Here is a 25,291-nt window from a genome sequence, read left to right on the forward strand (position 1 = left end):
TCCCACTCTCAACGATGGCTCACGGCAGTGAGCTTGCAGCCTCCTCACTGATCGGAGTCTCTCCATGAAAGAAGCCAAAGTCACCATCGACCGCGATTTCTCCATTGCGGAAACGGATCCCCGTCTCTTCGGCGCATTCGTCGAGCATCTGGGGCGGTGCGTCTACGGGGGAATCTACGAGCCCGGGCATCCGACCGCTGACGAGCGCGGGTTCCGGCAGGACGTGCTCGAACTCGTCCGTGAGCTTGCCCCGACCATCATCCGCTATCCCGGTGGAAATTTCGTTTCAGGATACAACTGGGAAGATGGGGTCGGCCCGGTGGAGAACCGCCCGCGCAGGCTCGATCTCGCCTGGATGTCCACCGAGCCGAACACGTTCGGGACCAACGAGTTCATGGACTGGTGTCAGGCAGCCGGCGTCGAGCCCATGATGGCGGTGAATCTCGGCACCCGCGGCCCCGATGATGCTCGCCGCCTTCTGGAGTACTGCAACTTTCCTGGCGGGACGGAACTGTCGGATCTGCGCCGTGCCCATGGCTGGGAGAAGCCGCACAACGTGAAATTCTGGTGCCTGGGCAACGAGATGGACGGCCCATGGCAGATGGAGACCAAGACCGCATGGGAATATGGGCGAATTGCCGCCGAGGCGGCCAAGCTCATGAAATGGATCGATCCAACGATCGAACTGGCGGCCTGCGGCTCCTCTTCGCGCAACATGCCGACCTTCGGAAGTTGGGAGGACACAGTGCTCGACCACTCGTTCGAGCACGTCGAGTACATCTCCCTGCACACGTACCTGAACAACTATGCGGATGATACTGCAGCCTTTCTCGCAAGTCCGGATCTGATGGACAGCTTCATCGAAGAGGTCGTGGCGATTGCCGACGCGGTCGCCGCCCGTCGTCGTTCACCCAAGCGCATCATGCTGAGTTTCGACGAATGGAACGTCTGGTATCGTACTCGGCGCAAGAATGAGGGGCGGGTGAAGCTCGGATGGCCGGTCGCGCCACAGATCCTCGAGGAAATCTACAACATGCAGGATGCACTTGCCTTCGGGGGAGCCTGCATATCGCTTCTCAACCATGCGGACCGGGTCAAGTCGGCCTGCCTCGCGCAGCTGGTGAACGCCATCGCGCCCATCATGACGGAGACCGGCGGGCCTGCCTGGCGGCAGACGATCTTCTATCCGTTCAAGGACATGAGCACTTTCGGCCGCGGCACCGTGCTGCAAACGAAGGTGAGCTCGCCCACCTACGAGACGACCTACTACGATCCGCGCGGCACGTCCGACCTCCGGTTCCCGATCTCGGCAGTGCCGTATCTCAAGGTGTCGGTCGTGCACAATCACGAGGACGATTGCGTCACCATCTTTGCGCTCAACCGAAGCCTCGACGCGAGCCTGTCGGTGGAAGCCCTCGTCCGCGGCTTTGACGGCTTGACGGTCAAGGAGGCACATCAAATGCGCAATGACGATCTGATGGCCGTCAACACGAAGGATGCGCCGGATACGATCGCGCCGACTCCGCTCGAGGGGGTCGAGATCTGGGACGAGACGGTGAAGGTCAAGCTCGCGCCGGCTTCCTGGAACGTCATCCGGCTGGGTGTTCAGAAACAATAGGCGCCGGAACAAGGCTGACGCGGCGGGATCGGAAATCGGACCCGCCGCAGCGCCTGCCTGTCCCGTCTCCAAAGGGCCCCGGTCCGCTGCACTCTATTCGCCGTAAACCTCAACGCTTCCGAGCCCGCCGATGTCGAAGCGGAAAGTGAAGGGGCCGCTTGGGAAACGCGTCGTGACGATGCTGCCGGTCATGACGATGTCGCCCTTTCGCAGGGTGCGGCCCGAGGCCGCGAGGTGGTTTGCCAACCATGCCAGGGGTATGAAGGGATGTCCGAGCGCATCCGCCCCGTGTCCGCGTCCGATCTCCTCCCCGTCCTGATAGGCAATCCCTTCCGTCTCATCCAGGCGGGCGGGAGGTGGCACAAAGTCTCCCAGTACGACGCCCGCATTCCAGGAATTGTCGGCGACGAGCGTGTTGATATCGAGAACGCTGTAGTCGGCATGGCGATCATCGACAAGTTCGATCGCCGCAGCAACAGCATCGATCGCGTCGCCAGCCTGCTCGGGGGTGACCGGACTGTCGGCTGGAACCAGATCCCGGCCGAGGCGGCAGCAGATCTCGAATTCCAATCCGAGGTGGTTATAGTCCGCCAACGATAGGCGGATGCCGCTCCTCGCGACCTTTCTGCCGAAGATCGTGCCGCTGATCGGCTGATCGATGCCGCACATGTCTTGCATGCGTTTGGAGGTCAGGCCGATCTTGTAGCCGGCCTGGGTATCGTCCGCGATGATCGATGCCACATAGGCATCCTGCACGCGATAGGCATCCGAAAGACCCCTGATCCCCTGGAGTTGGTGGAATTTCACTCCGTTTCGGTGTTCGGCAGCCAGCTGGTCGGCCATCGTGCTCGGTGAAATGATCAAATCGAGGCTCTCGGGTCGGGTTGGTTGCGGACGGCAGGGCTTTATGGCGCGCTGACAGAGTATCGGTTTCGAGTCCTGCTGCAACAGGCATTTGTGGAAAGACGCTATACCCGGCTGTCCAAGATGGATCTCACGCGACCAAGCGCCCGCGTGAGAATGCTGATCGAATCCGGCGCCCTTGCCGGCCCCCTGTCGGGCGACAAGGCAGGCTCCATAAGGAGCCTTCATTCCACCGAAACGTTGGCGCTCCGGATCACCTCGCCCCATTTGGCGACGTCCGCGGCATGAATCTCGCGCAAGGCCTGCGGCGAGCGCTGGGTGTCCGGCGGGGGTTCGGCTCCCAGCTGCAGGAACCTTTCGCGCGATGCCGGGTCGGTAATGGCCTTGATCAGGGCGGAGTTCAGCTTTTCGATGACCTCGGGCGGTGTACCTTTCGGCGCGAACAGGGCATTCCAGACCACCATGTCGATGCCGCTCATGCCAGCCTCGCTTGCTGTGGGCACATCCGGCAGGACCGGCGATCGGGTCGGGGCCAGCACCGCAAGCGGCTTGACCGTCTTGGCCTGGACCTGTGACATCAGGCTTGTCACCTGGTCACAGAGGTAGCCGACCTGACCAGACACGACGTCCTGCAACGCTGGTCCCGTGCCGCGATAGGGAACGAGCGTGACCGAGACGCCGACACGATTGTTCAACAGCAGGCAGGCGAGATGGGACGTCGAGCCGACCCCGGCATTTCCATTGGTCAGCGCACCGGCGTTCGCTTTCACGTGATCGGCGAATTCCGAGAGCTTTGTCGCAGGAATGGCGTTGTTGGTGACGAGCATGATCGGCGCGGAGGCGGCAATGCCGATCGGTTCGAAATCGGAGAGCGGATTGAAGGCGAGCTTCGGATAGAGAGCCGGCGAGAAGCTCATCGTGCTCATCGGCCCCACCAGGATGGTATGGCCGTCCGGCGCGGCCTTGGCGACACGGCCTGCTCCGATCGTTCCTGCCACGCCCGCGACATTCTCGATCACCACCTGCTGCCCAAGCGTGCGCGACATATGCTCGGCCACGATACGGCCGACGATGTCCGTCGGCCCTCCCGGAGCGAAGGGAACGATCATCGTGATGTAGCGGCTGGGAAAGGCCTGCTGCGCGAGTGCCTGCGCGGTGCCCAGAGTCAGCAACGCGGCGGCCGATAGAGCAACTTTCCACTTGGACACGATTCCCTCCGATAGCATGGGTATTTTTTCTGAAGGCTAGCGGTGGGATGCGGACCGGTCAATTGAATATCCCGAATTCGCAATGTCGTTTCATTCGATGCATCTCTGTCCGACTGAATACGAGGCCACGACAGGAGCGGCGTTTACACAGCTCTACCGTCGACGCCGCGTAATCCGCAAAATCCCATCGGTCGTGTGCAACCAGTTGCGAACGCGCGGCCCGTTCCGCGACACTCCTCAGCGAAGTCTCACAGTCTCGGGTTCGAAGCATATCGGCACGGCCAGGAGCGCTCGAAATTTTCTGTACCCAGCCTGCCCAGGCATGAAGGCGTGCAGGAAAAGCCACGGATCTCCATCCGGTCCCTGTGCAAGCGAGGGATGGCCAGGGCCCACCCACTCTTGCGTCGAGCGCAGCAACGGACGCTCCATTTTGCGATAGGGGCCCAGCGGGGAGGAGGCAACAGCGACACCCGTTCCATATTCCGGGGTCGAGAAGTCGTTGCCGGAATAGAACATGTAGAACCGATCTCCGTGCTCTTCGACCCAAATACCTTCGATGAGGTGAGCTTCCCAATCACGATCATTCTCGAGTGCGACCACCCTGTCGCCGGTGAGGCAGCGGGTCTCCGGATCGAATTCCTGCGCGTAGATGGGTGTACGCAGGGCGGTGAGAATAGCCTCGACGGCCTGCCGCGTCTGGTCCGGATGCCGGCCGTCCGGCAGCGATTGAAGTCGTTGCCGGAATCCCGTGAAGTCCGACACGACGGCCTGGATCAGGACCTGCTGTGCAAGAAAACGCTCCATGGGTTCGAGCGTGCGCACCCAGGGCCAGAGCATTGACGCAAGCGAGGCCGCACGGCGATCCTCGGGCAAGGGAAAAAGCCGCTCCACCATATCCGCGCGGCAATGCAGGAATTCGCTCAGCAAGCTTGGCCAGACGTCGTTGGTGTCTTCCTTCCAGAACAGGATTGTCCGCCCCATTCTGTCGACCAGGAAATGAGGATCGATCACGCCGCCGCTGACGAGAGGGGCAGGGTCGCTCTCATACGGCCCCTCCGGGCGCGACGAGCGGGCTAATCCGATCGCCAGGGAACCGCCGTGCTCGCGTGCGGTGAAACACAAGAAGAACTGGTCGCCGACCATGTGCATTTCGGGGGCCCAGAAATCGCTGACGTTCAGCCCATCCTCCGCCCAGGATGGCTTTCTCCCGCTTGGAAAGGCAAAGCCGGACAGCTCCCAGTGATCGAGTGTCCGGGAGCGAAGTATGGGAAAAGAGTTCGGAGCGTCGTTGGACGTTACGAACAGATAGTACCAATCGCCGTCGCCGGTGCGTGCAGCCGGGACTTTGGTGACGGCAGGATCGCCGTACCCGTACCAGATCTCCGGCGCGATATTGCGGTCGAGCAACACCCGGCAAGGCAACACGTGGGAAGACACCTCTCCGTCGCTCCGATTGCGGGGGAGGCGTGAGCCGAAGCTGTTCGCAATCCATTCGAACAGGTCGAGGTAGTGGTCCTGCTCGCGACCGACGATATCGTGCCGTTGCGTTGTCATCGATCCCGTCACGGGGTCCTGCCCCGTCAGCTCGAAGGTTCGAACTTCGGCGCTGGCCGAGATCCGAGCCTCGAAGGGAAACGGAGCGTCGGCAGGCGCCTTGAGCCTCACATCCCGATCGCTGCTCCCGGATTCCCTGCTGTCCATGGCGTACTCCCGTCCGCTGCGCTCGAGGAACCCCATTTCACCCGGTCATGGCTTAACCGGATTCCCTTGGCTTCTTCCGCTAACGCTGACCCTGCGCGCTTTGCTCAACTCGCGGCCATGTCACAATCCGACGCACCGCTGTAGCACGCTGGCGCAGTGACCTGCGATGCACGAAATTTCTCAGCGTCGTCCCCGGATCCGGCCGTATTCAATCGTCCCGCGCACCATCGTCCGCAGCGCTCGGCCCGGAAAACTTTAGGGTACGTGTTTGAACAGGGCAGCTCTGACCAGACGGTCAGGGCCAAGATCATCGTCGCCGTCGAGCGCCAGGAGCTCTGCCAAGCGCGTTCGGGCGCGGCTCACCCGGCTCTTGATGGTGCCGATATTGACCCCGCAGATCTGGGCCGCTTCCTCATATGATACTCCCTCAGCCGAGACGAGCAGAAGCGCTTCGCGTTGCTCGACAGAGAGCTTCGTCAGGGCGACCTGCAGGTCCCGGAAGTCGAGGTGCGGACCTTGCTCGGGCATGACAGCCAGTTGCTGCGCCATGGCTCCGTCCGGATCCTCCACCTCCCGGCGACGCCTGCGATAGTCGGTATGAAACTGATTTCGCAGGATGGTGAACAGCCAAGCCTGCATGCTCGTGCCGGGCTGGAACTTATCGAGGTTCTCGAGTCCCCGCAGGAGAGCGACTTGAACGAGGTCATCCGCGCGCTCGATGCTGCCGGACAAGGAAATGGCGAAGGCGCGCAGGTGAGGGATCGCGGCCAACATTGCTTGATGGACGGAATTCTCATTCGCCATCAGTTTGCTTTACCCCCTGATCCAGTTGCGCAAGGAGCTGGATGAACCGGTTGGGAACGGGCTCGCTCATCAGGTGAGAGTACAGGGCCTGAAGCTGCTCTCCCAAAAGGGAGGCAACATGAGGCGGCAGGGTCGGTTCGGCCTCCAGAACATTCTCACCATCGGGGATCTCCTCGATGGCATTCGGCTCGATCAGGGCTGCGCCGTTCTTGGGATTGCTCGCAACCACTCTCGCCTCCACACCGCTACATCAATCCTGGAATGTTCTCACAGAGAACTTTATTGCCATTAGTGCAGCATCAAAGCTTTGCCATTCACTTATGATAGTGTCGGCACGAAGAGCCGGATCGTTCACGTTCGGTTGGTGAGTCCTCTGCCGAAGTCTCGTTTCAAGTCTCGTCGGGACGAGCCGACGGGCGCGGATGGTTCGCCCAGTGACAGAGCCTCTGCCAGCGACCTTCAGGGGTGCCGGAAGGAGAGGGCGGGGCAGAGCGACCAGGCGGCACCTTGGCCACGTCGACTGCGAGGCGGATTCTCTCAGCTCTCCCGCCAGAATTTGGCTGAATGCGCCGCATCAAGGCTCGGTTCACGGCGCGATCTCCTGCCTGGTGGCCGCAGCGGCATCGAGGAGTTCTGTCCAGAAGCCGCAAGCCCGACGCCGGAGCTTTTGTAGTCATGATCCTAGGGTAATACCTGATAGACCACTGCAGCCGCTTGATGGTAGTTTGGGTCTTGGTACGACCCACATTGTTGGCGCTACAGGAGTGGATCCCATGGCTGAACTGGTGGTCGTCGGGTTCGACAACCCGAATGATGCTGATCGTGTCCTGACCGAACTGACCCGACTGCAAAAGGAATACCTCATCGACCTGGAAGATGCCGTCGTGGCCATCCGTGGGGCGGATGGCGCCGTCCGTGTTAAGCAGAGCGTCAACCTCGTCAGACTCGGAGCGACGTCCGGAGGTCTCTCCGGTGCGATGTGGGGCAGCCTCATCGGATTGCTGTTCCTCAATCCCCTTGCCGGACTTGCGATCGGAGGCGCCGTGGGAGCAGGGTCCGGTGCGTTGTCCGGAAGCATGATCGACTACGGCATCAACGACGACTTCATCAAGTCCATCGGTGCGACCCTGAAGCCCGATTCATCCGCCTTGTTCCTTCTCATTCGAAAGTCACAGCCCGAGAAGGTGCTGGCCGAACTCTCCGGTTTCAACGGGCGCGTCATCCGATCCTCGCTTTCGCCGGAGCAGGAATCGAAACTGCAGGCCGCCCTGTCGAAGGTGCATGCGCCAAGTCCAAGCGAAGGGGTTGCAGCGGCGGGCTCGATTCCAGCGCAGGCGCTCTGAGAGTTTCGATGAAGGCATTGGGAATGATGCCTGTCCGTTCTCGGGCTATGCGGCCTACCTCGCATCGAGTGCGTTCAACCGACCGTTCGACAGCACCCGCGTCATGAGGCAGGAGGATAGGATGGCGATATCGCTGGACGCCGCGGCGGAAGTGTTCCGTGAAGCGATGCGGCATTCCGTCAAGCGCTATGCGCTGTGGTACTTGGCGGAGGGATCGCTCTTGATCGTCGCGGGCATCCTGGCGATCGTCTACCCTGTGTTCTCGTCGACCGCAGTCATCGTTCTCCTCGGCTGGCTTCTGGTGATCAGTGGCTTGCTGCAGACGCTCAGTCTCATCAGCGCGCGCCACGTGCCGCATTTCTGGCTGCAGCTGATCTCGATCGGGCTTGCCATGCTGATCGGCTTTCTGTTCCTGCGCGACCCGGCTCAAGGACTGACGACAATCTCGCTCCTCCTCATCGTTTTCTTCATGATGGAGGGTATTTCCAAAGTCGTCTTCGCGTTGACGATCCGTCCCTTCCCCAATTGGGGCTGGGTTCTGGCCAGTGGTGTCGTGGGCATCGCGCTTTCGTTGATCCTGTGGGCCAATCTGCCGGTGACGTCCGTCTGGCTCTTAGGCGTTCTGCTCGGCATGAATCTGATCAGCATCGGTTCGGCCATTGCCTATCTGGCCTGGCAGGTGCGGGTCAGCTGATCCGGCTCGTCAGAACCGCCAGATCAGCGGCACGACGAAGACCGCGATGACGAAAAACCACACGAGAAGGGGTAATCCCAGCTTCCAGTAATCACCGAAAACATAGCCTCCCGGCCCCATGACCATCAGGTTGGTCGGCGTCGCGATGGGGGTCAGGAAAGCCCCTGCCGCCGCAACCGCGGTGCTCATCAGAACGGGGCGGGGCGAGATGCCCATGCTGGTCGCGGCCGCGGCCCCGATGGGAATGACGATCAGGGCGGTGGCGGTGTTGCTGATCAACTGGCCCATGATGGCGGTGAGCACGAAGAGGCCGGCGAGCAGCGCGTAGGGACCGGCATCGCCGACGAGACGGACCAGTCCCACGGCCATGAGCCCGGCCGCTCCCGTCTCGACCATCGCGGTGGACAGCGGCATCAACGCGCCGACCAGGATCACGGTCGTCCAGTCGATGGACCGGAAAGACTGATCGACGGTGAGGATCCGTGACAGGACGATGGCCCCGGCCGCAAGCAGGCCTGCGACGGCGGGCGGCACGAGGCTGGTCGCGAGCAGGACCACCATCGCAACCAGGACGGCGATCGCCTGGTAGGCTCCCGGTCCGAGAGGCACCGCCTGACGCCGGATCAACTCGGGCGAGTTCACCACCAGCACGTCCGGATCGCTGAGGTGAACATCGAGCGCCTTCCAGGTTCCTTGGAGCAGCATGGTGTCGCCCGCCTGCAGGGCGACGTCGCGGCGGCCGGAGTTCGGATTGCCAGTGCCGGTCTCAGCTCCGGCCCGTTGCACCGCAAGCACGATGAGGTCACCGCTGTCGGTGACCATGCCGGGGAACACGATCTGCCCGATGAGGCTAGAGCGCGGTGGGATCACCACCTCGGCTAGGCCTGACCGGCGGTTGAACAGCGTTTCCTCACCTTGCCCCGACGCACCGTCCTCGCGGAACGCGAGGTGCATCCGCCTGGCGAGCGATGCCGCCGCCTCGGCCGTCCCGCGCACGAGCATGTGGTCGCCGTCCCCCACGGGCCGGCGCAGCGGGGCGGCGCTCTCGCCCTCATGCACGGCGACGAGTTGCAGGCCGGGGAAGGCCGAGAGATCGACCTGCGACGGAGACAGGCCGACATAGGACGAGGTGGCGCGCACGCGCATCCGGAAGACGCCGTCGGCGAGGCCGTACTGCTCCACCAGGGTCCTGGCATGGTGACTGAGGTCGGCTGGCATCTTGGCGCCGTTGCGCTGCGGCAGGAGCCGTTCGCCGAAGAGGATGATGATGGCCATGGTGCCAAGGAGAAGGGGGGCACCCACGAGGGCGAATTCGAGGAAGGCGAACCCACCGACCCCGGCGTCGAGCCCAGCCTCCGAGACGAGGACGTTCACCGGCGTTCCGGTGAGTGCGAGCATCGATCCCGCGTGGGCCGAGAAGACAAGGGGCATCAGCAGTTGGGAGGACTTCCTCCTGAGGCGCATGGCCATGACCATGACGACCGGAAGCAGGGCGGCAACGGCACCGTTGACGCTGATCATGGCCGTGAGCAGGGCTACGAGGCTCATCGTGAGGAGCAGCAGACGGGTCCGGCTCTCCTGTCCCGCTCCCTGGATCAGGAGCTGACCAGCCCAAGCGGTCACGCCGGTTGCCTCAAGAGCTGCACTGACCACGAAGAGACAGGTGATGAAGATGACGGCAGGGTCGCCGAAACCGCCGAGCGCCTGCTCCAGCGTCAGAACCTGCGTGGCCCACAGAGCCAATGCGGTCGCCATCGCGACGACAACGACCGGCAGCCTGTTCCAGACGAACAGGACGACGGCCGCCGCGATGATGACGGCGATGTAAGTGATCGGGCTCAATCGCTCACTCGTCCTCGATCGTGGCCAAGAGCAGCGCCAAGCGGCAGCCGGTCGCGAATTCCGGCAGGTTCACGTATTCCTTGATCGTGTGGATCTCCGCCTGTCCGGCCCCGATGGTGACGGTCGGGACACCATGCTTGTCGAGCCAGTTGGCATCAAGGCCGCCGTTCGAGAACACGTAATTGGGTGTGAGGCCGAGCATGGTCATCGCCCGGGTCGCGCGGCGTACGACGGGTGCAGTCTCATCCAGGTTGAAGGGTGGATAGGATGGTGTGTGGGTGAAGGTCATTTCGGCCATTTCGCCTTGATCGTCCTTCACCGCTTCCCGACCTCTCCGGAAAGCCCCTTCAAAGCCCTGCGCGATCGCCGTCGCAAACGCGGAGGTTGGGCTCCGCGCCTCTCCCTTGATGAACGCATAGTCGGTGACCACGTTCGTCGCGTCCCCGGCGGCCTTGCCGTCCTTTCCGCCGAAGATGCCGACATTGCTGGTGCCCTTGCCGTCGGCCTTCACCACCTTGCCGAACCAGCCCTCCCGCTGCGCCTCGGCAAGCCCGATGGCGCCGACCAGCGACGCCGAGATGCCCTTCTCGGGCGCCACGCCCGCATGCGAGGCCTTGCCGATGATCTCGACCTCCCAGTTTTCCTGCCCGACCGCCCCGATGATCAGATCGTTCGGATCCTGGCCGTCCACATTGATGCACATGACGGCCCCGCCGAGATCAACCGGGTCGAGCTCGCGCGCGCCGTGAAGGCCGCTTTCCTCACGCACCGTGAAGAGCAGCGTGATCGGCGGGTGCGGCAGGTTGTGCTTCAGCAGCGTCTCTGCGAGCACGACGAGGATGGCGCATCCCGTACGATTGTCTCCGCCGAGGGCCGTCGTGCCATCCGAGACGATACGGTCGCCCTCCCGTCTAGGCTTGGCGCCGGCGCAAAGCGGCACCGTGTCGAGATGGGTCGCGAACAGCAGCCGCGGCCCGGGCCGGGTTCCGGGTAGATCGACGATCAGGTTTCCCGTTTCCGTCGGGACGGGAATGCGCTTGTGCGCGGTATCGAAGCGGATCGCGGAGGCCGGAACGCCCGCCTTCCTGAGGGCGTCGGAAACGGCCGCAGCGATCCGGGCTTCGCTCCCCGTGACGCCTTCGACCGAGAGAAACCGCATCAGGTGATCCTCGGCGGCGGCGACATCGAGGGGTGGCGCAAAGCTGTCCATCGTTCGATCCAATGTTTGCGGTTGCCTGATAGGTTCACAATCCCCACGGAAGCCCGAGCATCTTCCAGAGGGCGAAGAGGGCGGTCCAGAGAACGAACATCCACACGACATAGGGAAGCATGAGCGACACGACTGTGCCGACGCCAGCCGTCCGGTCGTATCTCTGGGCGAATCCCACGACGAGGGCGAAATAGGCGTTCAGGGGCGTGATCGCATTCATGGGCGAGTCGCCGACGCGATAGGCAGCGAGCACAGCTTCCGGCTCGACCCCGAGCTTCATGAGCAAGGGTACGAACACAGGAGCGAAGATCGCCCATTTGGCGATGGCGCCGGTCAGCAGCAGGTCGATGATCGCGACCACCACGATGAAGCCGAGCAGCAGCGGCAGCGCGCCGATGTTGGCCGCCTGCAACGCGCCCGACAGGCTGAGCGCCATCACGGTGCCCATGTTGGTATAGGTGAAATAAGCCACGAACTGGCTCAGCACGAAGAACAGGAAGATCGTGCCGCCGAGGCTCTTGATCGACTTCTCGATCGCTGCGATGACCTCGGGCAGTGTCCTGAGCGTCCCGGCACCGATGCCGTAGGCCCAGCCCGTCACGAGGAACATCAGCATGATCAGCGCGATCAGGCCGCTCATGAAGGGCGAGTCGCCGATCAACTCGCGCGTTTCGGGGTTCCGGAGAGGCGCGCCGGATGGAAGGGTCAGCAGGCAGAAGACGGCGATCAGTCCGAGCAGCCCGAGACCGGCGTAGCGCAGGCCGCGCGACTCCTGCTCCGACAGTTCGGCGCTTTGCTCCGTCGTGGTTCCCTCCGCGGCCAGCCTCGGGTCGTAGGCGCCCAGGCGGGGTGCGACTATGCGGTCGGTGATGAAGGCGACGACGACGGTGAGGAACAGCACGGACGCGAAGGAGAACCAGACATTCGAGGCAAGGCCGATGGAGCGGTTCGGATCGACGAGATGAGCCGCGTCATTGGTGAACTCCACCAGCACGGCATCGAGCGGCTTGATCAGCATGTTGACCGTGAAGGCACCGGCCACGGCAGCAAAGCCCAGCGCGAGCCCGGCCAGGGGATGGCGCCCGACAGCCAGATAGGCGATGCCCGCAAGCGGGATCAGGACCAGATAGCCCGCATCGGCCGCGATGCTCGCGATGATGCCGACGAAGGACAGGATGTAGGTGAGCGCCCAGGCCGGCGAGACGATCACGAGCTTGCGGATCAGAGCGGTGACGAGTCCGGATTCTTCGGCCACCCCGGCGCCGATCATTGCGACGATCATGAGGCCCACCGCCGTGAACCCCATGAAGTTCGGGATCAGCGACGCGTACATGAAGCGGATGCCGTCGGCGGTCAGGAGGCTGCGGATCTCCGTGGTGGCGGTCTCGACCAGGTGCGTGTCCGGGTTGATGCGCTCGAAGGTGACGGCCGCGCCGAACAGACTGAGCACGGCCGAGAGCACGATGACGATGCCGATAAGAATCAGGAAAATGACGACGGGATGGGGAACCATGTTCCCCACGCGTTCAACGCCGTCGAGAAAACGCTGCATCGAGGTCTTCGATGCGACTTCCGTGCTGGTTGTCATTTCTCGCCCTTCAGATCGAGGGCCCCGCGACAGGAGGCACGACACACAGCTGTGCTATGACCAGGCTAGTTGCTCAGCAATGAGCGGGACTCGCGACACTCAATCCGCTGGCTCGTGACAATCGTCTTCGAGATCCGAGACGGAGACATGGACTCTCTTGAGCAAAATGCCCATTCTACAGGTCACTTAGCGACGGATTATGGTCTCTTTCCGAGACGGTGACAAGCAATAAATCCTGGGATCGCGATGGAAGCGTCGTGCTTCGCCAACATGCACGGATCCGGTATCCGGGTTCCTCGACGATCTCGCAGGCTTGTCTCCTTCGGGCTCAATTGTGGATCGGCATTCAGCCGCCGGGGGTGCGCGAGTCCCTCGTAGCCCTTGCGTCGCATGGGGTCTCGACGTCCGGCGTCGGGCCATTTGCTCCTGATGCGGACTGTCGGTATCCTGTTGCGTGATCTTGCTTGAATACGCGCTGCGGAAGCGCCGACGAGCGGCTCTGGACTGCGAACTGGTTCGATGGCACCGGCCCGCAAGGACGGTAGGGTTGATCGTCATGGCCGCGATGGACCGGGAGGGACGACGTGGATCAACCTCATGTTCCCTTGGACGAGACGCATCGTGGCCCCTCCCACCTTGCCTCGACGAACTGGGCTTTGATGACGATGGCGACCCTCATCGTCCTCGGCGCCGTCTACATTGCCGAGGCGGTCATTGCGCCGGTTGCCTTCTCGCTGTTCCTGATCGCGCTCGTCTGGCCGTTGCAGGCCCGTCTACAGGCCTTCGTTCCTCGTCTCGTCGCCCTGGCGATCAGCGTCCTGTTGCTGGTGATTGCGTTCAGCGGGTTCGCCTCGCTGGTGGTCTGGGCCTTCAGCCGGGTCGGACGCTGGATCCTCATCAATCTGGGACGCTTCCAGGCAATCTACAATCAGATGGCGGCCTGGCTCGAGGAGCAGGGAATCGTCGTGGCGAGCCTCTGGGCGGATCACTTCAACATCAGTTGGGTCGTGGGACTCATGCAGAAGTTCACGGGTCAGGTGAACACCACCCTGAGCTTCTGGCTCGTCGTTCTCGTCTACGTCATCCTCGGGTTGCTCGAAGTCGAAGGAACAGCGCGGAAAATCGGAACCTTGCCGGATCAGCGCATGGCACGAGTCCTGCTTGTCGGCGCCGCGGAAGGGGCTGTGAAGATCCGTCGCTACATGGTGGTTCGCACCGTGATGAGCGCTCTGACCGGCGCGCTCGTCTGGCTCTTCGCGGAACTCTTCGGGTTGCCTCTTGCGCAGGAATGGGGGGTGATTGCCTTCACGTTGAACTACATCCCTTTCATCGGTCCCTTCATTGCTACCCTGTTCCCCACATTGCTCGCGATGGTGCAGTTCGACACCTGGCAGGCGGTCATCACGGTTTTCGCCTGCCTGAACGTGATCCAGTTCGTGGTTGGAAGCTACATCGAGCCTCGTCTTTCCGGGAGCGTGCTCGCCATGTCTCCGTTCGTCGTGTTGTTCTCGATCTTCCTCTGGACCTTCCTGTGGGGGCTGCCAGGAACGTTCATCGGGCTTCCGATCACGATTGCCTTTCTCACCTTCTGTGCCCAGGATCCAGCGACGCGATGGCTGGCCGTTCAGCTGGGACCGCCGGACGAGGCGGATGAACCACTTCCCGATCATCCTCATCCGAAAACGTGACTTCGACCCGTTCAGGCCTGGCGAGCTGAAGCCCGTCATCGACCATCGCGAGGGTATGCACCAGGAAGGAAGCGCCCTCGCTCTGCGCGGCATGCATGACCTGTGATGAGGCGGAAACGATCCGGACGCCTCCGCATTCACCAATCCACTCCGTGTGCCGATGTCCGTGGAACACCACGAGGCGACGGGCGAAGGGCCGAATCTGCCGGACGATCCACGATCCATTGATGAGGGCTGTGCCGATCCGTTCCGAGAAGGCCTGCGCTGGTGTGGGGTATTCTACCATGTGGTGATGAAGGGCGATGATCCAGCCGGCGCGGGGATAGCGCTCAATGGCGGCCACCAGATCCTGCGCTTGAAGCGCCGACATGATTCCAAGGGCGTTCGTGAAGGAAAAGTGGGTCTCCGCGTTCGAATTGAGAAGCGCCACGCCGATGCCTTCATCCGTCGTCGGCGGAACGATCAGGGGAAATGCGTCGTCCCAGATCTGCGCCACTCGCAGCGACTGACGGATCCCTCCCGTTTCGGCAAAAGCCTCGATGTCGTTCCTGTACGGGGCAAGTCTCTCCGAAAGAGTGGGGCCGAGGCGCCCCGCCTTGGAATCGAAGCAGAAGACCCTGCCTCCGTGCAGAGCTTCGATCGCTGAGAGGGTCCTGAGTTGGCGCAGGCGCTTTCCCGGGCTGGTCGGCAGCTCGAGCCGAGCCGGATTCGCGCGGTCGACCACGTTCACGTCATGGTTGCCGGGCAGGATCAGCAAACGCCGAGCCAGATCGGGATAAGCGCCGACGGCGTCCAGGAACTCCGCCCACTCGGCGGATCGCCCGGCATCGGTCATGTCGCCCGTGATCAGGACGAGATCGACCGGGTGGTGACGGTGGAGCGACTCGAGACGATCGAGGACACGGTGCATTCGTCCGTTGCCCTGGGGTCCAGTCCGGCCGCTTTCGATCCGGAATCCATATCGCTCCCCGACCATGTGGAGATCGGACAGGTGCGCGATCCGCCATGTCCGGAGCCCCGACGGGATCTCCGCGAACGTCATGAGGTCGGCAGGCCGTCCCAGGGAACCATCGGCCACCGCCCAAACGAGAGCTGCCCCCATGACGTAGCATCCGACGATGACCACCGCGTTGGCGAGAGCGGGAGCGATCAGCTGGAGCGGCGTGAAAACGTCGCCTGCGTGCCCGATCCATCGCGATGAAGGCCAGGCGAGGAGGACGAACCAGAGCGACAGGCCGCTCAGCAGCAGGCCTCCGCCCAGAGCCGCGGCAGCGTAGAGACGTGTACGCCGCTGCGGTTCGAGATCGGGGGCGAGTTTGCCGCCGATGTGGCGCAGGCCTTCCCGGAACAGAGCATAAACCGGCTGAACGGCCAGTGCATTGAGCGACCAGAGGCTTTGCTCCGCCGCGCGCAGGACGGGCCTGCCGCCGATCCACGCAAGCGCCACGAGGCCCCCGACGATCAGCAGCGACCAGAATCCTGCGAGCGCGGTCGCGAGTTGCCCGGATATGGTGGTGGCCCATCCCAGGATGACCAGTGGGGCAAGTCCGAGGAGAAGCGCAGGAAGGCCGATCAGCATGATCCAAGCCACAATGAGCTTCGCGACGCTGATTTCCGCGAGGAGTCGTCCACCAATCGCGATCAAGGACCGGCTCTTGGGACTTGCGATGTCATCCTCGATGTCGCCGCCGCGCGGGTCGATGAGTAAGGGAATGGGAGGATCCGCGATCGGGTCCTGCATCATCCCTGTCGGCTGCTCGGACGGTGGCTTCCTCATCATGGCGGAACCCGGTTGTTGCTCGAGAGACCGGAATCCATGAGCGTTCGACCGCTCGGACCTTCTCCGGTCCCGATGACTTCAACGCCCCGAGGGCATCATCTGAGCCCTAGACCCCGCCTATGATGATGACACGGTTTCCCATCCTGGAACACCTGGAGGACTGGGCGTCACCTCGGCAGGGTGTCCTTGTAGAGCCGACCGTCTTTCATGATGACGACGAAGTTCTTGGCCGGGTCGGCGACGAGGTCGAGGTTCTCGAGCGGGTTGCCGTCGACGAGCAGCAGGTCGGCCAGCGCTCCCTCTTCCACGACCCCGAGCTTCCCCGGATAGGGATTGCGCAGTCCGGACAGGGCGAGGAGTTCGGCATTCGTCGACGTCGCCATGGTGAGTGCCTCGGCCGGCGTGTACCAGCGGGCGAGCGTCGCGAGCATGGCTCCCTGACGTTCGGCCAGCTCCTGCGAGAAAAGGATGTCCGTCCCGAAGGCGGTCTTGATATTGTGCGTCTTCGCCAGCGCATAGACCCTCTCGGTTCCCGCCAAAACCTGCTTCATCTTTGCCTGCTCCGCCGGGCCCAGAGCGTCGGCGCCGCCGAGGTCGAGGAACGGCTGCGTGCTCAGCCAGATCCCCCTTTCGGCCATCAGCCGGGCCGTGGCTTCGTCCATCAGGTGCCCGTGCTCGATGCACCGGACGCCGGCCGCAATCGACCGCTGGATGGAGACGGACGTGTAGGCATGGGTGCAGACGTAGGTTCCCCAGTTCTCGGCGGCCTCGACCGCCGCACGAAGTTCCGCCTCGGTGAAGGTGGATACGTCGAGCGGGCTGAACGGGGAGGCCACGCCGCCGCCGGCCGTCAGCTTGATCTGGGACGCACCCTGCATGAGTTGCTCCCGCGCCCGCAGGCGCACTTCGTCCGGGCTATCGGCGATCATGCTACCGCCGAGCTGCTCGACGCGTGCGAGCATTCCGCCGATGGTTCTCGGCAGGTCGGAGAGCGGGCGAAAGTCGCCATGGCCGCCGGTGATCGTGATGACGGCGCCAGAAGGATAGATGCGCGGGCCCGGCAAGAGGCCTTCGTCGATGGCGCGTTTGAGGTCGAAGGCTGGACCGCCCATGTCCCGGACGGTGGTGAACCCGCGCATTAGCGTCGCCGTGGCCTCGACCCCCGCCAGCAGATTCGAATAGCCGATCCCGCTCGAGAGAAGCGTCACGGGTGTCGGACGTACCATCATCGCGTGCCAATGCATGTCGATCAGCCCCGGCATCAGCACGCGCCCGTTCCCGGGAACGACCCGGACGGCGGCGTCCCGCGGGACGTCGATCGCGGCGGTCGAGACCTGCGCGATGACATTGCCTTTCACGAGGACATGGCTGGGCGCCGACAGCACGGAGTTCCTGCCGTCGAAGATGCGCACGTTCTCGATGAGCGTTGCCGCAGGGCCGGACGGGGCCGCCGCGTCAAGCTCGGCCGCGTCCGCCGGACCGATCGCGACGCACAGGATTGCCGCCGTCAGAAGCCGCCTGAACAATCGGGGGACCGGGCTGGCAGTCGCCGTGAAGACAGACATTGCGTTCCCCTGTTCTCGCACGTCCCGACCTCGTCGTGGCAACCGGCCCGGTCTGCGAACTCATACGGGGCTCCACATTCGATAGAGCGCGCAGGCGGGCCGGGCTCTCTCCGCTGGTGGCTCTGATCGGAGCTTAGCCCGTCTCATGCCGGCGAACCATCGGGGAAAACCCGGGCCAGACAGAGGAAATGCCGAAGCCGGGCCAGGTTCGATTCCGGTCCCGATGAGGTGTTTTCCTTGAGGCCTGCTCGCGTGCTCCACAGGGCCTCGCGCAGGGCGCCCCAACGGATGGGTCGCGACGATCCTTTCGGCGGTCTCGCCGAGATTCCGTTCCCGGGCATGCACGATCCCGGTGCGGGCCGATCCTGCGGATCGTGAGGCTGCGATCAGTGCTTGGAATCCGACCGGGCCTCCACGATCTCGCTCACGGCCCATTTAGTCGGCTGCTGCGTCCCGCCCTTGGGCTTCTCCTTTTTCGGCTTCTTGGATTCCCGATTCCCGTGCTGCTCCCGGTGTGCCATGACCGACTCCCTCTTCCAGGAATGTCCCGACGGATTGCACGTCGCCATGATAGCACACCTGCATCGCGATGGGTCTGCGGACGTCACCGTTCTTACATCCAAATCAGGACGGCTGCCGTGGGCGCAAAAGGATAGCCGGTTGGGAATGCCCAGGCTTGGCCTTGATTCAGCCCCGGGGCAGACACGATCGGGCTCTGCGATAGGGGGCGTTCGAGCCAGGATCAGCACCCCAGGATCAAAGCCCAACGATCAGAACCCAAGGATCGATGCCCATGTCGCGGGATGAGCCTTTTCCCCTGAGCCACTTCTCCCCCCGGCTGCAAGCGGTGATCTGCGGCGAGTTCGGCGGCCGCTGCCCGAGCCTTCAGGAGGTGGCGGCGATCCCGGATGCCCGCTGGCTCACCACCCCGGCGATCGGCCCGGCCCTGCTGCGCAAGATCCGGGCGGTCGGGCAATGCGAGGAATGCCCGGCCGGGCCGCTCAGCGATGGCGAGCTGCTCGCGCGCCTGGCGGCCCTGCAGGAGGAGCTGCGGCTGCTCCAGCAGGCGGTGCGCACCGCGATCCCGGCCCGCGCCGGGGGGCCGCGCCGGCTGCTGCCGCGCCCGGCCTCCGGCCACGGCCCGCAGGAGCGCCGGTCCGCCGCACGCGCGCCGGCCGATCACGGCTGGTCCACCAACCCCTGAGCCGACACGGCCGACCACCCGGTCGGCGTGATGCCCCATGCCGCCATTCGAAGAGCGACGGGCGAAAGACGATGCAAAATTAACATGGGTCAAAGACAGGTGCTCACCGGCCTGTAGGGTGGGCGGTCATCAGCATTGACCTGCTGCTGCGAGCGAAGCCATAAGATACTCCTGTCCGATGAACAGGGAACACGATGTTGCCTGCACCTTTCCCATCCGATCACAATCCGCTCATTCGCAAGCTGGAGAGCATCTTTCCGTTGACGGAGGACGAGCGGCAGGCCCTTCTTGAGCTGCCGCTCCAGGTGACGGTCATCAAGGAAGACCAGGACGTGGTGCGCGAGGGCGACCGCCCGGCCCGATCCTTCGCGATCCTCAGCGGCATGACCTGCACCAACAAGGTGACGGGAGACGGCAAGCGCCAGATCGTCGCCTTTGGCATCCCCGGTGACATGCCCGACGTCCAGAGCCTGCACCTGAAGGTTCTGGACATCACCGTGACGACCCTGACGCAGTGCAGCCTCGGCTTTATCACCCATGAGGATCTATGGGATCTCTGCCTGCGCTTTCCCAGGATCGCGGCAGCCTTCTGGCGCGAAACCCTCGTGGAGGGGGCGTCCTTCCGCGAATGGATCCTCAATGTCGGGCGCCGTGAAGCTTACCCCCGGATGGCCCATATCCTGTGCGAGCTGCTGGTACGCCTGAAGGCGGTTGGACTGGCCGAGGATCATGCCTGCGACCTGCCGATCACCCAGATCGAATTCGCCGATGCGCTCGGCATCACGGCCGTCCATGCCAACCGGGTCTTCCAGCAGATGAGGGCGGACGGCTTGATCGAGACCCGGGGCACCCGGTTGATCGTTCTCAATTGGGAAAGACTGAAGGAAGTTGGCGATTTCGACGAGACTTACCTTCATCTGATCAAGCAAGGCGGAGCTGCGGCATGACCCTCACGCTTCAGCCGGTGCGCGTCGCGACGGGAGCTGAAGAGGAGGGCATGCTGGTCTTCGACCGTGACCAGAGGCTCCTGGCCGTCCTGGTCCATCTTTCGCCGGAGAACCCGATTGCCCCCGGGCATTGGTTTCTGGAGGCCGGCTTCGATCGGCTGGATGGTCCCAATCATCCCACCTTCGCCGATCTGGATGCCGCCCGACGATGGATCCTTGAGCATGGCGGGCACACGAATGAATGACGAGAGATCGATGCCGCGGTTCTATTTTCATCTGACAGGGGGGCCGGAGGGCGTCAGCCCGGATGAGAGCGGCGTGGTCCTGCCCGACTCGGAGGCCGCCTATCTGGAGGCCTTTCATGCCGCCAGGGACATGGCGCAGGAATGGCTTCGTGAGGGCCGCAATCCGAGACGCTACGCCTTCGAGGTCAGGAACGACGCCGGAGAGCTGGTCCTGGAACTGCCATTTTCCGAGGTTCTCGACCATCAGGCCGGGCGACGGCCGGCGAAGCTGTCCAGATCCGTCAGGACGGCAAAAGAGCAGGGTGAGCGGATGATGCGACTGACCGCCGACGTGACCCGGCAGATCAAAATGGCTCAGGAGAACCTTCGCCAGTCACAGGAACTGTTGCAGCGCTTCGGCAAGAGCACGAACGGGTAATCTCTGTCCGTGTGATCCGCCACGCTGTCATCTCGCGCCCCTCTGTTACAGAGTGCGTCTCTGGCGCCGTCATCGTGCGGACGTGAGCGGCCGTTGTCGGACGCGCAACGCTCCGGCTTCTGTGGTCCTCGACGAGCACTCTCATCAGAGTTTTCGTGACAGTTCCGCGCGACCGCGAGTCCGGCCGCTTCCGCGTGCCTGGAGAACATGCTTGACGGAGCAAGCCAAGTTGACCCAAATATAATCTACTATAAAACCAGATATATCCCAATTATGGAATAGGCATGGGCGACCTGCTTGTCAGTCTATATGCTTCAGGCTTCAGAGCCTTGGAGCAGCGAACTGAACGAACGGACATGACGATCCGGCCGGTTCTCGCTCCTGAGCGACACGTGGTCCTGTCCTGGATTCAGCGCCATTTCAGCGAGAACTGGGCGAGCGAAGCCGCGGTCGCCATCGGGCGGCAGCCTTCCTCCTGCCTGATCGCCTTGAGCAACGGCGAGCTCGTCGGCTTCGCGTGCTACGACGCGATCGCGCGCGGCTTCTTCGGGCCCACGGGCGTTGCGGAAGCGTCGAGGGGGCAGGGGATCGGCGCAGCCCTGCTGCACCGGACGCTCCAGGCCATGAAGGACATGGGTTACGCCTATGCCATCATCGGCGATCCCGGCCCGGCCCGGTTCTATATCGAGACCGTCGGCGCCATCGAGATCCCGGTCTCCGGCAAGGGGATCTACAGCGACATGCTGCGAACGCCGAAGCCGGCCGCTCTCGTCTAGTCGCCGTCCCCAAAACGACCCTTCACTCCCACACCATAGAGTCCGATGTCCCAAAACGTTCCACTTGCCCTCTTCGTCGGCATTCCGAATCCCGTTCTCGACGCCAACGAGGTCGCCCTGTTTCGCGAAACGAATCCGTACGGTCTCTTTGTGGGACGGCGCAACCTGAAGACGCCCGATCAGGTCAAGGCCCTGGTGGCCCAGTTCCGCGAGGCGGTCGGACGGGATGATGCGCCGGTCTTCACGGATCAGGAGGGTGGCCGCGTGCAGCATCTCGACGCCGGCCCGTGGCCGTCGTTCCGTTCCTTCCGCGACTTCTCGCGCCTCGCCGACCACGACATGGACCTCGCCAAGCACGCTCTGCGCCTCTCGTCGCATGCCATGGGAGCCATGATGACGGAGCTCGGACTGGCGAGCGGGTGCTCACCGGTCCTCGACCTCGTCTTCGACACGACGAGCGCGGTGATCGGCGCGCGCTCCTTCGGTCCGGATCCCGAGCGGGTGGCTTCGCTCGGGCGCGTCGTGGTCGACAGCCTCCTCGAGGTCGGCAACCTGCCCATCATGAAGCACATTCCCGGCCACGGACGGGCCACGACCGACAGCCACAAGGAGCGGCCGGTGGTGCGCGAGAGCCGCGACGTCCTTGTCGCGACGGACTTCAAGCCGTTCGTGGACCTGATCGACACGCCCTGGGCCATGGTGTCCCATGTGGTCTATTCAGCCTATGACGAAGAGCAACCCGCATCGATCTCGCCCGTCATCTGCAATGACGTGATCCGAGGCGAGCTCGGCTACCGCGGCGTGCTCATCTCCGATTGCCTGTTCATGGAATCGCTGCGCGGGCCTTTGCCGGAGCGCGTGCGCCAGACGCTCGACGCCGGATGCGACATTGCCCTGCACAGCCACGGCACGACCGCAGAAAGCCTGGCGGCCGCGAGAGCCGCCCGGCCGCTTTCACAACAATCGCTTGAGCGGATAGAGGCCGGAAAACGACGGCTCGGTTCGCTGAAGGTAGACGTTCGCGAGCTTCATGCGGAGGTAGAAGGTATATTCGCCCGCCTTCCGCAATAGAGCTTTTCGCGTGTAAACGGTTTAATAAAAAGAGGGAACTTCAATGAAACGATCTTCAGCACTCCTGGCAATGACCATGCTGGGTGCCATGACCCTGCCCGCTGCTGCGCAGTCCGTGCTTACGGTCAATATCGAGCCCGCGACGACCTGGGTGCGCAACTTCAACCCGTTCAACCAGACGTCAGCGCGGCAGAGCACGCTCGACTTCATCTACGAGCCGCTGATCGTCTTCAACCGGCTCGACGACAACAAGCCCAACTACCGCCTGGCGGAGAGCTACAAGCTCGCCGAGGATCTGAAGAGCATCGAGTTCAAGCTGCGCGACGGCCTGAAATGGTCGGACGGGCAGCCGCTGACGGCGGCCGACGTGGTCTTCACCTACAATTACATCAAGCAATATCCGGCGCTCGACTTCGTGTCGATTTGGCAGTTCATCAGCGGTGTCGAGCAGGTCGACAAGCAGACCGTGCGCTTCACCCTTCGCCAGCCGAGCGCGCTGGCGGTCGACCGGCTCATCGCGCTGCCGATTGTGCCGGAGCATGTGTGGAAGGGCATCACCGAGCCGGTCACCTTCGCCAACGAGAATCCGGTCGGCAGCGGTCCGATGACCGAGGTGACGCGGTTCACGCCGCAGACCTACGATCAATGCCGCAATCCGCATTATTGGGATGCCGCACACCTGTCCGTCGATTGCATGCGCTTCCCGCAGCTTGCGGACAACAACCAGATCCTGGCGGCCTCCGCCGGCGGACAGCTCGACTGGGGCGTGGCCTTCCTGCCGGACGTGGAGAAGACGTTCGTGGCCAAGGACCCGCAGCATCACAAATATTGGTACGTGGCCGGCAGCATGGTGGAGTTCCTGTTCAACCAGGAGACGTCCAACGAGAACAACCGCAAGGCGTTCAAGGACCTCAACTTCCGTCGCGCGGTCAGCATGACGCTGGACCGCAAGGCCATGGTCGACGTGGCGGGCTATGGCTACCCGACGCTGAACGAGGATCCGACCGCCTTCGGGGACGTCTACAAGATGTGGCTCGATCCCAAGGTGAAGGCCGAGTTCGGCAAGTACACGACCTATGATCTGGACGGCGCCAAGGCGCTTCTCGACAAGGCAGGTTACGTCGACAAGAACAAGGACGGCTTCCGCGACAATCCGGACGGGACGCCCATCGCTTTCAACATCATCGTGCCGAATTCCTGGAGCGACTGGATCGACACGGTGCAGATCGCCATCGAGGGGATGCGCGAGGCCGGCATCAACGCCAGCATGGGAACGCCAGAGGAAGCGGTCTGGTCGCAGAACCTGATCAGCGGTTCCTTCGACGCCGCCATCAACAGCATTTCGGTGGCGGCCTCGCCCTATTATCTCTATCAGCGCGCCTTCACCAAGTCGGATGCCGGAAAGACCCGCTTCACGGCGCAGCGTTGGTTCAACGACGATCTCGAAGGTCTGCTGGCGAAGTTCGCCCAGACGCCCGATCAGGCTCAGCAGAAGACCATCATGAACAGCGCCCAGCGGATCGTCGCGGAGAACCTCCCGATCTTCCCGGTCTACAACAGCGCGACCTGGTACCAGTACAACACCAAGCGCTTCACGGGCTGGGCCAGCGGCGAGAACCCGTTCGTCAATCCGACGATCTCACGCCAGAACCCCGCACGGCTGCTTCATCTCCTGGCGCTCAAGCCGGTCAAGTAATCCGGCACAATGGGGAAGTGGTCCGTCCGCTTCCCCGTCCTGAGGTTTCGATGGCATTTCTTTTCAGGCGCCTGGGATTCTATCTCGCGGCCTTTCTCGCCGCGGCGACCGTCAACTTCTTCCTGCCCCGGCTCATGCCCGGCAACCCGATCGAGATCATGTTCTCGAGCGCGGGCAGCGATCTCTCGGCCGAGAACCTCGAGGCCCTGAAGCTCACCTTCGGCTTCGTCGAGGGGCCGCTCTGGCAGCAATACCTGACCTACCTGCACAGCGTCTTCACCGGCGATCTCGGCCGGTCGATCAAGTATTTTCCGCTGCCCGTGACGGAGCTGCTGGGCCGCGCCCTTATCTGGACCGTCGGTCTCATGGGGACCGCGACGCTCATCAGCTTCACCCTGGGCACGGTGCTCGGCATCATGGCGGCCTGGAGGCGCGGGAGCACCTTCGACGTGGTCTTCTCGGTCGGCGCCATCATGGCCACCTCGATGCCCGCCATGGTGCTCGCCCTGGTGGCCCTGTTCTTCTTCGGCTTCGAGCTCAACTGGTTCCCGACCGGCTACGCGGCCGACCCGGCGCTCGATCCGAGTTTCACCTGGGCCTACGTCTCGAGTGTCATCCGACATGGCATCCTGCCGGTCCTGACGCTGTCGATCGTGCTGACCGGCGGGTTTCTGGTGACCATGCGCAACAACATGATCAATCTGCTGGGTGAGGACTACATCGTCATGGCCCGGGCCAAGGGCCTGTCGGACCGGCACGTGATGTTCTGGTACGCCGCGCGCAACGCGCTTCTGCCGACGGTGAGCAGCCTCGCCATCGCGATCGGAACCGTGCTCGGCGGCTCCCTCGTGACGGAGGTCGTGTTCAACTATCCGGGGCTCGGCAATACGCTCTATCAGGCGATCCTGGCACGGGACTATCCGGTGATCCAGGGCCAGCTGCTGATCATGACGCTCGCCATGCTCGCGGCCAACTTCATCGTGGATGTCAGCTACGTGCTGCTCGATCCGCGGCTGCGGAGGGCCTGAC

Annotated in this window: 23 protein-coding genes; 12 read left to right on the forward strand and 11 right to left on the reverse strand. The window is 63.2% G+C overall.

Annotated elements, in window-relative coordinates; translation table 11 throughout:
• The first annotated feature begins 64 nt into the window (after positions 1-64).
• Entirely contained in the window at positions 65-1,618 is a 1,554-nt protein-coding gene (gene arfA / locus HPT29_RS11175; protein ID WP_173947337.1) for an arabinosylfuranosidase ArfA, read from the forward strand.
• A 93-nt stretch (positions 1,619-1,711) separates the two neighbouring features.
• On the opposite strand, the gene HPT29_RS11180 is transcribed toward arfA, so the two are convergent.
• The 5 genes from HPT29_RS11180 to HPT29_RS11200 form a co-directional block, all read right to left on the reverse strand.
• On the reverse strand, positions 1,712-2,566 hold the full coding sequence (locus HPT29_RS11180; RefSeq protein WP_259060552.1) for a 2-keto-4-pentenoate hydratase: 855 nt from the start codon (positions 2,564-2,566) through the stop codon (positions 1,712-1,714).
• A gap of 140 nt (positions 2,567-2,706) precedes the next feature.
• On the reverse strand, positions 2,707-3,690 hold the full coding sequence (locus HPT29_RS11185) for a Bug family tripartite tricarboxylate transporter substrate binding protein (RefSeq protein ID WP_173947339.1): 984 nt from the start codon (positions 3,688-3,690) through the stop codon (positions 2,707-2,709).
• Between the two features lie 237 nt (positions 3,691-3,927).
• Complete coding sequence (locus tag HPT29_RS11190) at positions 3,928-5,244, reverse strand: family 43 glycosylhydrolase (RefSeq protein ID WP_173947352.1); 1,317 nt, start codon at positions 5,242-5,244, stop codon at positions 3,928-3,930.
• A gap of 402 nt (positions 5,245-5,646) precedes the next feature.
• Entirely contained in the window at positions 5,647-6,195 is a 549-nt protein-coding gene (locus HPT29_RS11195) for a sigma-70 family RNA polymerase sigma factor (protein WP_173947340.1), read from the reverse strand.
• Positions 6,185-6,424 (reverse strand): NepR family anti-sigma factor, encoded by a 240-nt coding sequence (locus HPT29_RS11200; RefSeq protein WP_173947341.1) that lies wholly within the window; start codon positions 6,422-6,424, stop codon positions 6,185-6,187. The genes HPT29_RS11195 and HPT29_RS11200 overlap by 11 nt, the downstream gene beginning before the upstream one ends.
• 544 nt (positions 6,425-6,968) lie before the next feature.
• Between HPT29_RS11200 and HPT29_RS11205 the strand changes: the two genes are divergently transcribed.
• Both HPT29_RS11205 and HPT29_RS11210 read left to right on the forward strand, forming a co-directional pair.
• Positions 6,969-7,538, forward strand: a complete 570-nt coding sequence (locus HPT29_RS11205) for a DUF1269 domain-containing protein (protein WP_173947342.1) — start codon at positions 6,969-6,971, stop codon at positions 7,536-7,538.
• A gap of 121 nt (positions 7,539-7,659) precedes the next feature.
• The gene (locus HPT29_RS11210) at positions 7,660-8,232 is read left to right on the forward strand and encodes an HdeD family acid-resistance protein (protein WP_173947343.1); all 573 of its coding nucleotides are present in this window, start codon (positions 7,660-7,662) and stop codon (positions 8,230-8,232) included.
• Between the two features lie 9 nt (positions 8,233-8,241).
• Here the strand turns inward: HPT29_RS11210 and HPT29_RS11215 are convergent, their stop codons facing one another.
• The 3 genes from HPT29_RS11215 to HPT29_RS11225 are packed head-to-tail and all read right to left on the reverse strand — an operon-like array spanning position 8,242 to position 12,872.
• Positions 8,242-10,074 (reverse strand): SLC13 family permease, encoded by a 1,833-nt coding sequence (locus HPT29_RS11215; protein WP_173947344.1) that lies wholly within the window; start codon positions 10,072-10,074, stop codon positions 8,242-8,244.
• Between the two features lie 4 nt (positions 10,075-10,078).
• Positions 10,079-11,284, reverse strand: coding sequence for a M20/M25/M40 family metallo-hydrolase (locus HPT29_RS11220; protein ID WP_173947345.1), 1,206 nt, complete (start codon positions 11,282-11,284; stop codon positions 10,079-10,081).
• A 34-nt stretch (positions 11,285-11,318) separates the two neighbouring features.
• Positions 11,319-12,872, reverse strand: a complete 1,554-nt coding sequence (locus HPT29_RS11225) for an AbgT family transporter (protein ID WP_173947346.1) — start codon at positions 12,870-12,872, stop codon at positions 11,319-11,321.
• Positions 12,873-13,531: 659 nt separating this feature from the next.
• Between HPT29_RS11225 and HPT29_RS11230 the strand changes: the two genes are divergently transcribed.
• Positions 13,532-14,560: an AI-2E family transporter gene (locus tag HPT29_RS11230; RefSeq protein ID WP_173947353.1), complete on the forward strand. Its 1,029-nt coding sequence runs from the start codon at positions 13,532-13,534 to the stop codon at positions 14,558-14,560.
• Here the strand turns inward: HPT29_RS11230 and HPT29_RS11235 are convergent.
• The 3 genes from HPT29_RS11235 to HPT29_RS11245 form a co-directional block, all read right to left on the reverse strand.
• Positions 14,454-16,340, reverse strand: coding sequence for a metallophosphoesterase family protein (locus tag HPT29_RS11235; protein ID WP_173947347.1), 1,887 nt, complete (start codon positions 16,338-16,340; stop codon positions 14,454-14,456). The two genes, HPT29_RS11230 and HPT29_RS11235, sit on opposite strands and share 107 nt — an antisense overlap.
• Positions 16,341-16,507: 167 nt before the next feature.
• A complete protein-coding gene (locus tag HPT29_RS11240) occupies positions 16,508-17,905 on the reverse strand; it encodes a metal-dependent hydrolase family protein (RefSeq protein ID WP_173947348.1) in 1,398 nt (465 codons plus the stop codon).
• A gap of 386 nt (positions 17,906-18,291) precedes the next feature.
• Positions 18,292-18,426 carry a hypothetical protein gene (locus HPT29_RS11245; RefSeq protein ID WP_256439500.1) on the reverse strand — a complete coding sequence of 45 codons (135 nt, stop codon included), beginning with the start codon at positions 18,424-18,426 and terminating at the stop codon, positions 18,292-18,294.
• A gap of 272 nt (positions 18,427-18,698) precedes the next feature.
• On the opposite strand from HPT29_RS11245, the gene HPT29_RS11250 reads away from it, so the two are divergent.
• The 8 genes from HPT29_RS11250 (at position 18,699) to HPT29_RS11285 (ending at position 25,290) form a co-directional block, all read left to right on the forward strand.
• Complete coding sequence (locus HPT29_RS11250; RefSeq protein ID WP_210804795.1) at positions 18,699-19,109, forward strand: MerR family transcriptional regulator; 411 nt, start codon at positions 18,699-18,701, stop codon at positions 19,107-19,109.
• Between the two features lie 194 nt (positions 19,110-19,303).
• Positions 19,304-20,056, forward strand: a complete 753-nt coding sequence (locus tag HPT29_RS11255; protein ID WP_173950228.1) for a Crp/Fnr family transcriptional regulator — start codon at positions 19,304-19,306, stop codon at positions 20,054-20,056.
• Positions 20,053-20,301, forward strand: coding sequence for a hypothetical protein (locus HPT29_RS11260; protein WP_173950229.1), 249 nt, complete (start codon positions 20,053-20,055; stop codon positions 20,299-20,301). Before HPT29_RS11255 ends, HPT29_RS11260 begins: the two co-directional genes overlap by 4 nt.
• A gap of 10 nt (positions 20,302-20,311) precedes the next feature.
• Positions 20,312-20,719: a DUF6894 family protein gene (locus HPT29_RS11265; protein WP_173950230.1), complete on the forward strand. Its 408-nt coding sequence runs from the start codon at positions 20,312-20,314 to the stop codon at positions 20,717-20,719.
• A 284-nt stretch (positions 20,720-21,003) separates the two neighbouring features.
• Positions 21,004-21,495, forward strand: coding sequence for a GNAT family N-acetyltransferase (locus tag HPT29_RS11270; RefSeq protein ID WP_173950231.1), 492 nt, complete (start codon positions 21,004-21,006; stop codon positions 21,493-21,495).
• Between the two features lie 45 nt (positions 21,496-21,540).
• Entirely contained in the window at positions 21,541-22,566 is a 1,026-nt protein-coding gene (locus HPT29_RS11275) for a glycoside hydrolase family 3 protein (protein WP_173950232.1), read from the forward strand.
• Positions 22,567-22,609: 43 nt separating this feature from the next.
• Positions 22,610-24,262 carry an ABC transporter substrate-binding protein gene (locus HPT29_RS11280; protein ID WP_371823132.1) on the forward strand — a complete coding sequence of 551 codons (1,653 nt, stop codon included), beginning with the start codon at positions 22,610-22,612 and terminating at the stop codon, positions 24,260-24,262.
• Positions 24,263-24,312: 50 nt separating this feature from the next.
• Positions 24,313-25,290, forward strand: coding sequence for an ABC transporter permease (locus HPT29_RS11285; protein WP_173950233.1), 978 nt, complete (start codon positions 24,313-24,315; stop codon positions 25,288-25,290).
• Position 25,291 lies beyond the last annotated feature (1 nt).

The organism is Microvirga terrae (assembly GCF_013307435.2).
Taxonomy (GTDB): domain Bacteria; phylum Pseudomonadota; class Alphaproteobacteria; order Rhizobiales; family Beijerinckiaceae; genus Microvirga; species Microvirga terrae.